We start from the raw sequence: 15,298 nt of genomic DNA on the forward strand, positions 1-15,298 counted from the left end.
GATTTGTGCTATAAAATTGCAAATTAGTTGGTTTTTCAGCTATCATGAGAGCTTTCGGATAGTGCATATGCAATTATTAAAAATATCCCACCTATTATGCCAGCAAAAAATATGTTGATAATGCCTGTTATTAAAATAAATGTTCTATCATACTTTCTTGCTCCTAGACACATAACAGAAAGAACGATGCTAACAATGCCCACCCCCACTAAAGCAAACAGTGCGCCGCCAACTATTCCTAAAGTAGCACCAATAATGACAAATGTATCATATTCTTTTTTATTCATATGTAATATTATTTTACTAAAAAGATAACTTGTGCTTGCCTGTTACCAAATAATTTAATAATAAATTAACTACTTTTGATATTTATTAATAGATTTATAAAGCATTTTTAAGGCTATTTTATAGCCTTTAAAGAAAGGATAAATTTATGAAAAAATCAAAGTTTTTATTACTTGGATCAGTTGCCTCAATGGCTGCCATTCCATTTGTAGCAGCTAAATGTGGCGACACTAAAGAAGAGGAAAAGAAACCAGCTGAAATGCCAGGTGGAGGTCAAGCAGATTCAACTCCTTCAACATCTACAGCTGTAGATTTAAGCAAAATTGACCAAACTATTCAAGACCAATTGAATAAATTAGCTAAAGATGGTATTAAAAAAGAAGAAGTTCTTGCAGTTCTTAAAACTGTTGAAGGCTTAAAAGACATAAAAGATGAAGATTTAGCAACAGTTGAGTTCAAGAACAAGAAACTTGTTATCGAAGCTAAAGAAGGTTCAAAACTTGTTTCAGGTAAATATGAATTTGCTGCACAAACAGATTCAAACTCTTCAACATCTACAACTGTAAATTTAGGTAATCTTAAAAAAGACGTACAAGAAAAATTAAATAAATTGGCTAAAGATGGTGTTAAGAAAGAAGAAGTTCTTGCAGTTCTAAAAACTGTTGAAGGCTTAAAAGACATAAAAGATGAAGATTTAGCAACAGTTGAGTTCAAGAACAAGAAACTTGTTATCGAAGCTAAAGAAGGTTCAAAACTTGTTTCAGGTAAATATGAATTTGCTGCACAAACAGATTCAAACTCTTCAACATCTACAACTGTAAATTTAGGTAATCTTAAAAAAGACGTACAAGAAAAATTAAATAAATTGGCTAAAGATGGTGTTAAGAAAGAAGAAGTTCTTGCAGTTCTAAAAACTGTTGAAGGCTTAAAAGACATAAAAGATGAAGATTTAGCAACAGTTGAGTTCAAGAACAAGAAACTTGTTATCGAAGCTAAAGAAGGTTCAAAACTTGTTTCAGGTAAATATGAATTTGCTGCACAAACAGATTCAAACTCTTCAACATCTACAACTGTAAATTTAGGTAATCTTAAAAAAGACGTACAAGAAAAATTAAATAAATTGGCTAAAGATGGTGTTAAGAAAGAAGAAGTTCTTGCAGTTCTAAAAACTGTTGAAGGCTTAAAAGACATAAAAGATGAAGATTTAGCAACAGTTGAGTTCAAGAACAAGAAACTTGTTATCGAAGCTAAAGAAGGTTCAAAACTAATTTCTGGTAAATATGAATTCACAACCGAAAGAATGGCGAACAATACTGATGCTTCTGGTGCGGAAATAGGTTTGAGAACTAGATAAATTCAAATTTCTGACCTAAACCACATGAAGCACAAATCGCGTTATAATTCAATATAAGATGTATACATATAGCAAACTCATTTTGGGTTTGCTTTTATTTTGCTATAAACTCACCACTTTTGATATTTATTAATAGATTTATAAAGCATTTTTAGGGCTGTTTTACAGCCTTTAAGAAAGGATAAATTTATGAAAAAATCAAAGTTTTTATTGCTCGGATCACTATCTTCACTAGCAGCAATTCCTTTTGTAGCTGCTAAGTGTGGTGACACTAAAAATGAAGAAAAGAAACCAGGTGAAACTACTCCAGGCAATCCTACTGAAACACCAGGCGGAAGCCAAAATAACCCAGGAGGAAATCAAAATCCAGGAACTGAAGGGGGTAGCAATCAACAAGGCAACGAAATAAATGTTAAAGCTTTAAAAGAGAAAATACAATCAATATGAGGCCTAGCTCTAAAATTTGAAGACCGTTTGCAAAACTCATTCAAGGAAGGTGATACATATCAATCAGTACTAGACAAAATTACATCAAAACTAAGTGATAAGGAAAAAGAACTTGTTAAGCTATCTTCTGAAGGTGATAAAAACAAAACACTTGGTTTACAAGCACAACAAAAAATAAAAATTAAAGTTGGTGCTGAAGAATTAGAGCTTGAATTTGGAAAAGTATCTAATGCAAACACCACAGAAACTAATTCAGAAGCAACAGCAAAAAAAGCATTAAGCAAAGTTATAACCAAAACTGCATTAGGTGAAATTGCTAAAAAAGATTTAGAAAGTGTTAAAACTGCATTACTTACAGTAGCAAAAGACTTAAAAGTTAATGAAGTAACAATTGAATTAGATTCGAAAGAAAACAAAGCTAAAGTTAAAGCAAACGCAAACAGTATGAGCTACGAAGGCGAAGTTGAAGTTTCATTTACAATTAAGAGCACAACAGCAAAACAAGCATTAAACAAAGTTATAACCAAAACTGCATTAGGTGAAATTGCTAAAAAAGATTTAGAAAGTGTTAAAACTGCATTACTTACAGTAGCAAAAGACTTAAAAGTTAATGAAGTAACAATTGAATTAGATTCGAAAGAAAACAAAGCTAAAGTTAAAGCAAACGCAAACAGTATGAGCTACGAAGGCGAAGTTGAAGTTTCATTTACAATTAAGCAAAAATAATCATTTACTTAAAGCAAAACGTCAGCAAATAGCTGATGTTTTTTCATAAACTCACCACTTTTGATATTTATTAATAGATTTATAAAGCATTTTTAAGGCTATTTTATAGCCTTTAAAGAAAGGATAAATTTATGAAAAAATCAAAGTTTTTACTACTTGGATCAGTTGCTTCAATGGCTGCAATTCCTTTTGTGGCTGCTAAGTGTGGCGATACTAAAGAACAAGAAAACAAGAAACCAGCAGAAATGCCTGGTGGAGGTAAAAAGGATCCTAATACTCCAGCAGAAGGCAGTCAAAATCCAGGAACTGAAGGCGGTAGCAATCAACAAGGAAGCGAAATAAATGTTAAAGCTTTAAAAGATAAAATACTATCAATCTGAGGCTTAGCTCCTAAATTTGAAGACCGTTTACAAAACTCATTCAAGGAAGGCGATACCTATCAATCAGTACTAGACAAGATTGCATCAAAACTAGGTGATAAAGAAAAAGAACTTGTTAAATTAGCTTCTGATGATGATAAAAATAATAAACTTGGTGTGCAAGCACAACAAAAAATAAAAGTTAAAGTTGGAACTGAAAAATTAGAGCTTGAATTTGGGAAAGTAACTAAAGTAGAGAAGACTAATGAAACAGAAGACAAAAAGAAAAAAGAACTAGAAGAAAAGAAGAAGAGAGAATTAGAGGAGAAAAAAGCTAAGGAATTAGCTGAAGCATTTAAAAAGGAAGAAACTCCAGAAGAGAAAGATGAACATACTCCTTCAAAATTTCAAAACTACGAAGAGATTATCAAATTTGAAAAATCTTCGTTTTAATGTAAAGAACTTTTAAGAATAAAGTCTTAACAGTAAGAAAAATATTATTGCAATATTATGCATTTAAAAACCAAAAGCTGTGAGTGGCCTTTGGTTTTGTTTTTTGATTTATGCTTTAATAATTAATAACTTTATCTTGTTGTGCCGCCATCACCTGGTGTTGCTGAAGAATTTAGAGTAAATGAAACCAATATTTTACCTTCATATTTGACACTGTCACTTTTAGCAAAAACAACTGCTGATGCATTTTCGATGCTCTCAACATCCAATTGAGATTTGTCGAGATTTAATGATTTATTCTTTTTTAATAATGCATCTAATATGCTATTCTTGTCTTTCTTGTCAATTTTCCCTAATTGTTGATTTTCATTAGAAATTATTGCTGGCAAATATTTCTTTTCAGCTGTGGTTGCATCGCCATCACCTGGTGTGGCTGAAGAATTTAGAGTAAATGAAACCAATATTTTACCTTCATATTTGACACTGTCACTTTTAGCAAAAACAACTGCTGATGCATTTTCGATGCTCTCAACATCCAATTGAGATTTGTCGATATTTAATGATTTATTCTTTTTTAATAATGCATCTAATATGCTATTCTTGTCTTTCTTGTCAATTTTCCCTAATTGTTGATTTTCATTAGAAATAAGCACTGATAATGATTTCTTTTCACCTGTTGTTGCATTATTGCTATTTTCACCGCCTTCAGTTCCTGGATTTTGATTTCCTCCTGGTGTTTTATCAGGTGTTCCAGCTGGCTTCTTTTCTTCATCCTTAGTACCACCACACTTAGCAGCTACAAAAGGAATTGCTGCTAAAGAAGATAATGATCCAAGTAATAAAAACTTTGATTTTTTCATAAATTTATCCTTTCTTTAAAGGCTATAAAATAGCCTTAAAAATGCTTTATAAATCTATTAATAAATATCAAAAGTGGTGAGTTTATATTGAAAATAAAATGCAACCCCCTTGGTTGCATAAAATTATTATTACTTAAAGCTATTTAATATTGGTTGAAACAATTTTTCAATTTCTTGGTTTTGTTCTTGAACTTGCTTTTCTATTGCTTCTTTAGCTAATTGAACATCATAATTTAGTGTTGCAAAAATTTCATACTCATTATCTTTGTTTTTGTTAATTTCTTTTTCAACTTCTGTAATTAATTCACGAGCTACATGTACATATGGATTACCTCCATTTGACTCGCTGATATTCTTATCGTCTTTTTTGTGCTCTGATTCACTATAGTCAAATCCAAATGGAGACTCCTCGAATGAACTATATCATTGTGCAAATAGATATTTTAAATCATCCTTTATTCTTGCGAAATCATCCTTAGTTTTTGCATTATCAATATCTAAATCCTTAAACATTCCCTCAAAATCTGTTACAGGACTTGGGTTTTCTACATTTAATTCTTTAAGATTTTTAAACACAAATTCTTTAATTTTGTTCTTATGCATTAAAAGTTGATCTTTGTTTGATATTGATTGTACTTTAAACTCATACTCACCAGTAATTAATTTTGAATCTTTGTGGGCTTTAACTGTTAATTTTTTATCCTTGAATTCGACTGCTGAAAAGTCGCCTAATGTTAATTTTTCTAACCCGCTTACTTTTTTTAGGATATCTAACACACTTTCTGGTGAAACGCCATTCTTAGCAAGCTTTTCTAGTTCATTTTGAATATTTGTTTCAAGTTTACTTAAGTCAATCTTAGTTGACTTTGCAGGTGTTGTGTCAGTTTCTGGATTTTTACCTTGATCTGTATTTTGGTCAGGCTCTTTTCCTTCCCCTGGTTTCTTATCTACTTCAGGTTTCTTTTCTTCTTCAGACTTTGTCTCACCACACTTAGCAGCCACAAAAGGAATTGCCGCTAGTGAAGATATTGATCCAAGCAATAAAAACTTTGATTTTTTCATAAATTTATCCTTTCTTAAAGGCTATAAAATAGCCTTAAAAATGCTTTATAAATCTATTAATAAATATCAAAAGTGGCGAGTTTATGAAAAGAAAAAAACATCAGCTATTTGCTGACGTTCTATATTAAATATTTATTGTTAGCTTTTAATTTGATACTTTTTCAAAGATAGTAAATTGCTCTTTGATAAGTTCAGTAATTCCATTATATTCTTCTAAAAGATCTTTTGCATCATCAGATTTTATTTCATTCTTTTTAATTTCATCAAGCACTTCATTAAAGTATTCTAAAAATTCTTTTAATTCATCAGTGAATTCTTTTTGCAATTTAGAAAATGTATCAGCTTTTAAGTATTCAATGTAATCTAGATCTTTTCCTTCTTTTTTAAATGCTTCTAGTTTTTTACTGTCAAACTTAGCCTTATTAATTTTTTCAATTTTTGTTTCCAAATCCTTAATTAATGTTTCGGTTTCTACCTTAAGTTCCTTTACTTTTCCGCCATTATCATTTGATGTAGGAGGTGTAACATCTGATCCACCCGAAGGCTGACCTGACTGTTTTGTAAGAATAATTGTTCCTTGGAATTTAGCGCTATCTCCTTTAATTGTTATTTCTAATTTTTCTGAAGAACCTTGCACCAAGAAATCACTATTCTTAATTTCATTAAAGTATAATCTAAGTGCCTTTTGTATATTGTCATAACTTGGACTTTCATTAAATTCATCTTTTAATTTCTTAGCAAGATCTTTTAAATTGTCAGCACTTAATTTTTTACTAATATCTGTTTTAGATGCATTTGCAGGATTTTCTGGGGTTATAGGAGTTCCTGGATTTTGATTTCCTCCTGGGTTATTTTGACTTCCACCTGGTGTTTCAGTAGGATTACCTGGAGTAGTTTCGCCTGGCTTCTTGTTATCATCTTCCTTAGTGCCATCGCACTTAGCTGCTACAAAAGGAATTGCAGCCATTGAAGCAACTGATCCAAGTAATAAAAACTTTGATTTTTTCATAAATTTATCCTTTCTTTAAAGGCTATAAAATAACCTTAAAAATGCTTTATAAATCTATTAATAAATATCAAAAGTGCAAGTATATGATTAGCAACCGTTTACTAAAAACAACAGCAATGTTTGCTGCTTAAACCTATCAACATAAAATAATGAATATGGAATCGTTAACATAATTTTTATACTAATATTTTTGTTGTAAACTATAGAAAAATCCTATTTTCAATAAGTTTTTTATTATTTTGTCCTTTATAAAGAATACATATTAAGAAAATGAATTAAGCAAATAGTTAGAAACGTAAAAATCATTCTTCACGATTCTGTTGTTCAACCAACTAAAACATTCTGTAATCTTAGGTAGATTAATCTTTGTTTTTATAATATAAAAACAGCAAGGCAAAATTCTGAATTTGGCTTCATAACTGTTTTGTATTTCTCTATATTCTAACAAAATATGTTTTATTATTAGAAATATATTTTCAATTGATTATATTTTCAAAATGACAATTTATAACTTATACAAAACGAATTATTTTTGCTGCTTTAACAAACACAGAAACTAGGCAACAAAAAATTTTTGCTATTTTTTTTTTTTTTTATATAATGTTGTCATCTATTGATGAATATATTAAGCGCTAAAAAACTACATACAACTTCATAAGTTGTAATCAGTGGCAGATTGTAGCGTTTTAATTAAATGGCTTAAATTTGCTATTAATTTAGCACTTAATGCATCATATAATAAATTGATATTTATTAATAGATTTATAAAGCATTTTTAAGGCTATTTTATAGCTTTTAAAGAAAGGATAAATTTATGAAAAAATCAAAGTTTTTATTACTTGGATCGCTGTCTTCATTAGCAGCAATTCCTTTTGTAGCTGCTAAGTGTGGTGAACCAAAGGCTGAAGAAGAAAAGAAGCCTGAAGTAGATAAGAAACCAGGAGAAGGAAAAGAGCCTGGCCAAAATACAGATCAAGGTAAAAATCCAGAAACTGACACAACACCTGCAAAGTCAACTAAAATTGACTTAAGTAAACTTAAAACAAATATTCAAAATGAACTAAAAAAGCTTGCTAAAAAAGATGTTCTTTCTGAAGATGTTATAGATGTTTTAAAGAAAGCTAAAGGACTAGAATCTGTTAGATTAGGTGATTTGTCAAAAGTTGAATTTAATGAAACAGATAAAAAGCTCACAATCGAGGCACACAAAGATTCAAAATTAATTACTGGTAAGTATGAATTTACAGCACAATCAAAAACTGACACAACACCTGCAAAGTCAACTAAAATTGACTTAAGTAAACTTGAAACAAATATTCAGAATGAACTAAAAAAGCTTGCTAAAAAAGATGTTCTTTCTGAAGATGTTATAGATGTTTTAAAGAAAGCTAAAGGACTAGAATCTGTTAGATTAGGTGATTTGTCAAAAGTTGAATTTAATGAAACAGATAAAAAGCTCACAATCGAGGCACACAAAGATTCAAAATTAATTACTGGAAAATATTCGCACAGTGAGAAAAAATAAAAAACATTAAATATTAAAAAAACGGGTTGCCTCGTTTTTTTGAATTTTGATGTTTATAAAAGTTTTTATTTTTTAAATATTTTTTTGGTTGTTACATCTTACTTAATAAAAGTGTTCCCCTAAAAGGATTTGAACCTACACCAGTAGCTGTTATTTTCAATTTATCTTTTGAACCTTGTACCAAAATGTGCTTTTTATTTAATCCCTTAAAGTGTTTTTGCAGCTCTTTAACTATATTGTCATAGCTTGGGTTTTCTGAAAATTCACCCTTTAACTGTTTTGATAGTTCTTTTTTAGTTTTTTCATCTAGCTTGCTTATGTCAGTTTTGGTTGACTTTGCAGAGCTTTCGCCATTGTTATTGCTTAATAAAAGTGTTCCCCTAAAAGGATTTGAACCTACACCAGTAGCTGTTATTTTCAATTTATCTTTTGAACCTTGTACCAAAATGTGCTTTTTATTTAATCCCTTAAAGTGTTTTTGCAGCTCTTTAACTATATTGTCATAGCTTGGGTTTTCTGAAAATTCACCCTTTAACTGTTTTGATAGTTCTTTTTTAGTTTTTTCATCTAGCTTGCTTATGTCAGTTTTGGTTTCTTCTTTAGGCGATGCGTTAGTTTCTGGATTTTTACCTTGATCTGTATTTTGGCCAGGCTCTTTTCCTTCTCCTGGTTTCTTATCTACTTCAGGCTTCTTTTCTTCTTCATCCTTTGTTTCACCACATTTAGCTGCTACAAATGGAATTGAAGCTAAAGAAGCAACCGATCCAAGTAATAAAAACTTTGATTTTTTCATAAATTTATCCTTTCTTAAAGGCTATAAAATAGCCTTAAAAATGCTTTATAAATCTATTAATAAATATCAAAAGTGGTGAGTTTATAGCAAATAAAAGCAAACCAAAAGCTGGTTTGCTACAATTAGTTCTAATTATATAAAAATTTTTTATTGTGCTGAGCCACTTGGTTGGGTTGATGCCCCTGGTTTTCCTGGTTGTGCTGAGCCACTTGGTTGGGTTGAAGCTCCTGGTTTACCTGGTTGAGTTGCTCCACTTGGTTGAACTGATCTAGTTCCTGAATTTATATCTGCACCACTAGCATCAGTATCTTGTGCCATTCTTTCACGCTCATCTGTGAATGTAAAAGTTATTTCTTGACCATTTGCTAGTGTCACTTTTGCTTTGTGATTATCATAATCTACAGCTAAACTAAAATCTTGTCGACCATTTAAAAGCTTAACAATCTTGTCTTTTATATCTTTTTGTCTAACTGCTTTAGTTTTTTCATCTTTTGGAAAGTATCCTAAGTTTGTGTTAATTTTCGACAAGTCAATTTTTGTATTTTTATCTTTATCCTTGTCTTTGTCTTCTTTAGACTTATCTTTATCAGATTTTTCTGTTTCTGTCTTATCTTTTTCAGTTTTATCCTTGTCAGCTGGCATGCCGCCTTCTGCCGGAGCTTTAGGATCTTTTTGACCTCCACCAGGCATTTCTGCTGGCTTCTTGTTGTCTTCTTCTTTAGTATCGCCACACTTAGCCGCTACAAAAGGAATGGCTGCTAATGAAGCTACTGATCCAAGTAATAAAAATTTTGATTTTTTCATAAATTTATCCTTTCTTTAAAGGCTATAAAATAGCCTTAAAAATGCTTTATAAATCTATTAATAAATATCAAAAGTGGTGAGTTTATGAAAAGAAAAATAACAAACAATGTGTTTGTTAAATTTAATCATTATTTTATGTGTTCCTTACCTTTTATTAGTTCAAGTAGTTTCATTATTGAATCAGTTACAGTTTTAAAGTTTATTTTCTGCTGGTTATTTAGCTGACTTATGTACTTATTTCATCTTTCATTCATCAACGGATTTAAAGAAATCTTGTTAATTAACTCTATTAATTGCTGTATGTTAAATTCACTATTTCTATTTTTAAATGTGTTGTAACAAGCATTTTCAAGTCTATCAATATCAATATTTTTGCTTTTAAAAGCATAGATAACATAGACGTCATAAAAATCTTTAAACCTTGTATTAAAAAAGCCAAAAGAAAATATTGTTTCAAGTTTTTCAGCCAGCATAGTTTCAATGTTATAAGCTAAAATAGAAAAATTCTGATTTGAAAACATACTTTTGTATTCATAAACAATTTCTTTGGGTGTAATAACATCCCCTGAAGCAATGTCTATAGAAATAACCTGTCTTATATTTTCTATTTGGCATAGCAGTGATATGTTAATGCCACTGTATCTATGCTCTTTTCTAATGTCCGTATACTTTAGGATTTGATATTTAATTCCATCTTCTTCATCAACTTTTAATATGTTATTAAATTTTTCTATTATTTTAGCAGCGCTTATTTTTTGAACTTTTATCATCTCTAAATCAATATCCATTGTGGATCTTTTATCTAAGCCCATAATGTTAGACAAAAGAAAACCGCCCTTAAATACAAAATTATCTCGTTCATTGCTTTTAGATATTCTTCTTAGCACACCTTCCATAAAATATTGAATTAAAACCACATTGAAATTTGCGCTGCTTTCATCTGCAATTTTATGACACAAACTTATTAATTTATTCTTATTCATAAAATAATTCAAATATCTCCAATATTTTTTTATATATGCCTAATTTATAGGCATATTCATATAATTTTTTTAGATCTTTCTTTTCATACTTAATATATGCTCCAATAAGCTTAGAAAAAATTTCACTATCTGTTTTTTTGCGCAGCTTTACAAAATCACATATTGTTCTCTCAAAGTCATATACCCTTACTTTGTTGCCAAATATTGTTTTTGCTTCTGACAGTCCAATTGAATGTATATCTCTATCACAGTAGTAAACATTTGCATACTTTTTAATGCCTTTTGCATTATAGCCACTGTAAACCGTAACATCAATTTGGTGTGGAAAAATGTCAATAATATTGTTCAGATATAGTGCACTATAATGAGAAAAAATCAATGAATTATAGTTTTTGCTTAGGAAATAATATTCATCATAATGCCCATTATTAATAATATAAATGCCTTTGGTTTTCCTAATAAGAGTGCCTTTTCTTATCATTCTTGTTAAATATATACTAGGAATATTATGTTCCTTTAGTTGTTTATATGTTATAACACCATCATTCTCATATAATAGTTGATAAATTATCTTGTAATATTTAGAATTCAATTGCTTTTGTTCCATTTGTGCTTATATTATACAAGTATTTAAGCACAAAAGCAACATTAATAAATTTTTGAGTCGCACTTTTATGCATATTGTTTTTTTTAAAAAAGAGTTCATAAACACACCACTTTTGATATTTATTAATAGATTTATAAAGCATTTTTAAGGCTATTTTATAGCCTTTAAAGAAAGGATAAATTTATGAAAAAATCAAAGTTTTTATTACTTGGATCAGTATCATCATTAGCTGCAATTCCTTTTGTGGCTGCTAAGTGTGATGATACTAAAGATGAAAGCAAAAAACCAGCAGAAACACCAGGCAAGGATCAAAAAGATCCTAAAGCACCAGCAGATGACAAAATGACAGGTGACAAGGATAAAGCTGGAAAAGATAAAGATGATAAGACAGGCGGTAACACATCAACTGATAAAAAAGATCCTAAGGAACCTGGAGGCGACAGATCAACAACTCCACCAGCTGATGACCCAAATGCTACACCTGCTGTACCTAAGAAGGAACACCAAAAACTCGATGAACTAAAGAAAGGAACAAAAGAAATTATCGTAAGTCTCGAAGGATATGTTACAGAAATTAAAAAAGCAAAATTTGATATGTCTAAATTTGAATCATTCAAAAAAGAAAATAAGGACTTGGACTATGTTTCTGGACTAAACGAAAAGACATTTCCAGTATTAGTTAATGATTTCACAACACAGCTAACAGAATTCATAGAAGGTCTTAAAGAGACACTTGAAGATATGTCAAAAGAAGATGGCTGAACTAATGAAGATATAGATGCTGTAAAAGAACAAAACAAAGAAATTTCTGACATTGTAAAGAAGCAACTTGAAGTCCTCAAAAAAATATCTAAGCAATAAATATTTAATTAAGGTAGAACGTCAGGCACTTGCTGGCGTTATTTTTATTTTTTTCATAAACTCACCACTTTTGATATTTATTAATAGATTTATAAAGCATTTTTAAGGCTATTTTATAGCTTTTAAAGAAAGGATAAATTTATGAAAAAATCAAAGTTTTTACTACTTGGATCACTATCATCTTTAGCAGCAATTCCCTTTGTAGCGGCTAAGTGTGGCGATACTAAAGAAGAAGACAACAAGAAGCCAGCAGAAATGCCTGGTGGAGGTCAAAAAGATCCTAAAGCTCCGGCAGAAGGCGGCATGCCAGCTGACAAGGATAAAACTGAAAAAGATAAGACAGAAACAGAAAAATCTGATAAAGATAAGTCTAAAGAAGACAAAGACAAGGATAAAGATAAAAATACAAAAATTGACTTGTCGAAAATTAACACAAACTTAGGATACTTTCCAAAAGATGAAAAAACTAAAGCAGTTAGACAAAAAGATATAAAAGACAAGATTGTTAAACTATTAGATGGGCGACAAGATTTTAGTTTAGCTGTAGATTATGATAATCACAAAGCAAAAGTAAAACTACAAAATGGTCAAGAAATAACATTTACATTCACTGATGAAAAAAAAAGAGTGGCAAACGATACTGATGCTAGTGGTGCTGATATAAATTCGGGAACTAGACCAGGTCAACCAAGTGGAACAACTCAACCAGGTAGTGGTGCTAAACCAGGCACTTCAGGTCAACCAAGTGGAACAACTCAACCAGGCAGTGGTGCTAAACCAGGCACTTCAGGTCAACCAAGTGGAACAACTCAACCAGGCAGTGGTGCTAAACCAGGCACTTCAGGTCAACCAAGTGGAACAACTCAACCAGGTAGTGGTGCTAAACCAGGCACTTCAGGTCAACCAAGTGGAACAACTCAACCAGGTATATAATTTTTCATACCAAACTTGAGTCTAAAATTATTAAAAATGTATGACTTAAGCAAACTCATTACGGGTTTGCTTTTATTTCGCTATAAACTCACCACTTTTGATATTTATTAATAGATTTATAAAGCATTTTTAAGGCTATTTTATAGCCTTTAAAGAAAGGATAAATTTATGAAAAAATCAAAGTTTTTATTGCTTGGATCACTATCATCACTAGCAGCAATTCCTTTTGTAGCTGCTAAGTGTGGTGGCACTAAAGAAGAAGATAACAAGAAGCCAGCAGAAATGCCTGGTGGAGGTCAAAAAGATCCTAAAACTCCAGCAGAAGGCAGTCAAAATCCAGGAACTGAAGGTGGCAGCAATCAACAAGGCAGTGAAATAAATATTAAAGCTTTAAAAGATAAAATAAATTCAATTTGAGGCTTAGCTAAAGAATTTGAAGACCGTTTACAAAACTCATTCAAGGAAGGCGATTCATATCAATCAGTACTAGATAAAATTACATCAAAGCTAGGAGTTAAAGAAAAAGAACTTGTCAAGTTAGCTTCTGATGGTGATAAAAACAAGAAACTTGGCGTACAAGCACAACAAAAAATAAAAATTAAAGTTGGTGCTGAGGAATTAGAGCTTGAATTTGGAAAAGTATCCAATGCAAACACTGCAGAAACTAATTCAGAAACAACAAAGCAAACTTTAAACAAAGTTATAACAAAAACTGAATTAGGCGAAATTGCTAAAAAAGATTCTGATACTGTTAAGGCAGCATTGCTTGCAGCAGTAAAAGGATTAAAAATTGATGAACTAACAATTGATTTAGATCCAAGAGAAAACAAAGCTAAGGTTAAAGCTAATGCAAAAAGCACAAGCTACGAAGGTGAAGTTACAGTTACATTTACTGTAAAATCAAACAGTAGCGAAGGCACAACAACAAAGCAAACTTTAAACAAAGTTATAACCAAAACTGAATTAGGCGAAATTGCTAAAAAAGATTCTGATACTGTTAAGGCAGCATTGCTTGCAGCAGTAAAAGGATTAAAAATTGATGAACTAACAATTGATTTAGATCCAAGAGAAAACAAAGCTAAGGTTAAAGCTAATGCAAAAAGCACAAGCTACGAAGGTGAAGTTACAGTTACATTTACTGTAAAATCAAACAGTAGCGAAGGCACAACAACAAAGCAAACTTTAAACAAAGTTATAACCAAAACTGAATTAGGCGAAATTGCTAAAAAAGATTCTGATACTGTTAAGGCAGCATTGCTTGCAGCAATAAAAGGATTAAAAATTGATGAACTAACAATTGATTTAGATCCAAGAGAAAACAAAGCTAAGGTTAAAGCTAATGCAAAAAGCACAAGCTACGAAGGTGAAGTTACAGTTACATTTACTGTAAAAAAAATAGTTTAATCAAAACTTAACGTCAGCAATGTCTGACGTTTTTTATATTCTCATAAACTAACCACTTTTGATATTTATTAATAGATTTATAAAGCATTTTTAAGGCTATTTTATAGCCTTTAAAGAAAGGATAAATTTATGAAAAAATCAAAGTTTTTATTACTTGGATCAGTAGCTTCAATGGCTGCAATTCCTTTTGTAGCAGCTAAATGTGGCGACACTAAAGAAGAGGAAAATAAACCTGCTGGTAAGCCAGTAGATACACCGGCTGAAACACCAGGTGGAAGTCAAAGTAACCCAGGGGACAATAAAAATCCAAGCACTGAAAATGGTGGCAATGGTACCCCAACAAGTCCAAAAACACCGACACAACCAGATCCTGGAACTACTCCAAGTACACAACCCAATTCAGAAACACCGCCCACATCAAAAGATAATGGTGAAAAAGTAAAGAAACTTAAGGAACAAACTGAAAGTTTAGTTAAAGACTTGACAGAAAAAATTGAAAAAATTAAAAAGGCTAAATTTAGCAAAAATAAACTAGGTAAATTTATAAAAGATAAAAAAGATTTGGACTATGTTGAGAATTTAAAAGATGAAAAAACATTCAAAATTCTACAAGATGAATTTACAGAAGAATTAAAATTTTTTCTTGAAGACCTTAATGAAAGGTTAGAAGATATTAAGGAAAATAAAATAGAAAATGAAAATGCTGAAGACTTCATTGCACAGAATAAGGAGCTTTCTGAATTAGTTAAAACACAATTTGATATCTTCGAAAAAGTTTCAGAATATTAAAAACGATAAATACGTTTTATGGACGCATTTGTGTCCATATTTTT

Annotated in this window: 16 protein-coding genes; 8 read left to right on the plus strand and 8 right to left on the minus strand. The window is 30.6% G+C overall.

Annotated elements, in window-relative coordinates; genetic code table 4:
• Positions 1-23 precede the first annotated feature (23 nt).
• Positions 24-287 (minus strand): hypothetical protein, encoded by a 264-nt coding sequence (locus tag MAGA_RS04010; protein ID WP_013022320.1) that lies wholly within the window; start codon positions 285-287, stop codon positions 24-26.
• A 146-nt stretch (positions 288-433) separates the two neighbouring features.
• Here MAGA_RS04010 and MAGA_RS04015 point away from each other — a divergent pair, with 146 nt between their 5' ends.
• From MAGA_RS04015 to MAGA_RS04025, 3 genes are all read left to right on the plus strand, one after another.
• The gene (locus MAGA_RS04015) at positions 434-1,639 is read left to right on the plus strand and encodes a variable surface lipoprotein (protein ID WP_013022321.1); all 1,206 of its coding nucleotides are present in this window, start codon (positions 434-436) and stop codon (positions 1,637-1,639) included.
• Positions 1,640-1,828: 189 nt separating this feature from the next.
• Positions 1,829-2,812: a variable surface lipoprotein gene (locus tag MAGA_RS04805; protein ID WP_013022322.1), complete on the plus strand. Its 984-nt coding sequence runs from the start codon at positions 1,829-1,831 to the stop codon at positions 2,810-2,812.
• Between the two features lie 131 nt (positions 2,813-2,943).
• Positions 2,944-3,624 (plus strand): variable surface lipoprotein, encoded by a 681-nt coding sequence (locus MAGA_RS04025; RefSeq protein ID WP_013022323.1) that lies wholly within the window; start codon positions 2,944-2,946, stop codon positions 3,622-3,624.
• 131 nt (positions 3,625-3,755) lie between these two features.
• On the opposite strand, the gene MAGA_RS04030 is transcribed toward MAGA_RS04025, so the two are convergent.
• The 3 genes from MAGA_RS04030 to MAGA_RS04810 form a co-directional block, all read right to left on the minus strand.
• Positions 3,756-4,484, minus strand: coding sequence for a variable surface lipoprotein (locus tag MAGA_RS04030; RefSeq protein WP_013022324.1), 729 nt, complete (start codon positions 4,482-4,484; stop codon positions 3,756-3,758).
• 129 nt (positions 4,485-4,613) lie between these two features.
• Positions 4,614-5,546 carry a variable surface lipoprotein gene (locus MAGA_RS04035; protein ID WP_013022154.1) on the minus strand — a complete coding sequence of 311 codons (933 nt, stop codon included), beginning with the start codon at positions 5,544-5,546 and terminating at the stop codon, positions 4,614-4,616.
• Between the two features lie 145 nt (positions 5,547-5,691).
• Complete coding sequence (locus MAGA_RS04810; protein ID WP_013022156.1) at positions 5,692-6,555, minus strand: variable surface lipoprotein; 864 nt, start codon at positions 6,553-6,555, stop codon at positions 5,692-5,694.
• Between the two features lie 814 nt (positions 6,556-7,369).
• Here MAGA_RS04810 and MAGA_RS04815 point away from each other — a divergent pair.
• Positions 7,370-8,080, plus strand: a complete 711-nt coding sequence (locus MAGA_RS04815; RefSeq protein WP_013022153.1) for a variable surface lipoprotein — start codon at positions 7,370-7,372, stop codon at positions 8,078-8,080.
• 91 nt (positions 8,081-8,171) lie between these two features.
• Here MAGA_RS04815 and MAGA_RS04820 read toward each other — a convergent pair whose 3' ends face one another.
• The 4 genes from MAGA_RS04820 to MAGA_RS04065 all read right to left on the minus strand — a co-directional run bounded on the left by MAGA_RS04820 (position 8,172) and on the right by MAGA_RS04065 (position 11,267).
• Positions 8,172-8,873, minus strand: coding sequence for a variable surface lipoprotein (locus tag MAGA_RS04820; protein WP_013022152.1), 702 nt, complete (start codon positions 8,871-8,873; stop codon positions 8,172-8,174).
• 147 nt (positions 8,874-9,020) lie between these two features.
• Positions 9,021-9,677, minus strand: coding sequence for a variable surface lipoprotein (locus tag MAGA_RS04385; protein WP_013022158.1), 657 nt, complete (start codon positions 9,675-9,677; stop codon positions 9,021-9,023).
• A gap of 128 nt (positions 9,678-9,805) precedes the next feature.
• Positions 9,806-10,660: a nucleotidyl transferase AbiEii/AbiGii toxin family protein gene (locus tag MAGA_RS04060; RefSeq protein ID WP_013022325.1), complete on the minus strand. Its 855-nt coding sequence runs from the start codon at positions 10,658-10,660 to the stop codon at positions 9,806-9,808.
• Positions 10,653-11,267, minus strand: a complete 615-nt coding sequence (locus tag MAGA_RS04065; protein WP_013022326.1) for a type IV toxin-antitoxin system AbiEi family antitoxin domain-containing protein — start codon at positions 11,265-11,267, stop codon at positions 10,653-10,655. Before MAGA_RS04065 ends, MAGA_RS04060 begins: the two co-directional genes overlap by 8 nt.
• Positions 11,268-11,450: 183 nt before the next feature.
• Here MAGA_RS04065 and MAGA_RS04825 point away from each other — a divergent pair, with 183 nt between their 5' ends.
• The 4 genes from MAGA_RS04825 (at position 11,451) to MAGA_RS04395 (ending at position 15,254) form a co-directional block, all read left to right on the plus strand.
• Complete coding sequence (locus MAGA_RS04825) at positions 11,451-12,128, plus strand: variable surface lipoprotein (RefSeq protein ID WP_013022327.1); 678 nt, start codon at positions 11,451-11,453, stop codon at positions 12,126-12,128.
• Between the two features lie 141 nt (positions 12,129-12,269).
• Complete coding sequence (locus tag MAGA_RS04830) at positions 12,270-13,061, plus strand: variable surface lipoprotein (RefSeq protein WP_013022328.1); 792 nt, start codon at positions 12,270-12,272, stop codon at positions 13,059-13,061.
• A 168-nt stretch (positions 13,062-13,229) separates the two neighbouring features.
• The gene (locus tag MAGA_RS04835; RefSeq protein WP_013022157.1) at positions 13,230-14,465 is read left to right on the plus strand and encodes a variable surface lipoprotein; all 1,236 of its coding nucleotides are present in this window, start codon (positions 13,230-13,232) and stop codon (positions 14,463-14,465) included.
• 129 nt (positions 14,466-14,594) lie between these two features.
• Positions 14,595-15,254 (plus strand): variable surface lipoprotein, encoded by a 660-nt coding sequence (locus MAGA_RS04395; RefSeq protein WP_013022329.1) that lies wholly within the window; start codon positions 14,595-14,597, stop codon positions 15,252-15,254.
• Positions 15,255-15,298: the final 44 nt, after the last annotated feature.

It is taken from the genome of Mycoplasmopsis agalactiae (assembly GCF_000089865.1).
In the GTDB taxonomy this organism is placed as follows: Bacteria; Bacillota_I; Bacilli_A; order Mycoplasmatales; family Metamycoplasmataceae; genus Mycoplasmopsis; species Mycoplasmopsis agalactiae_B.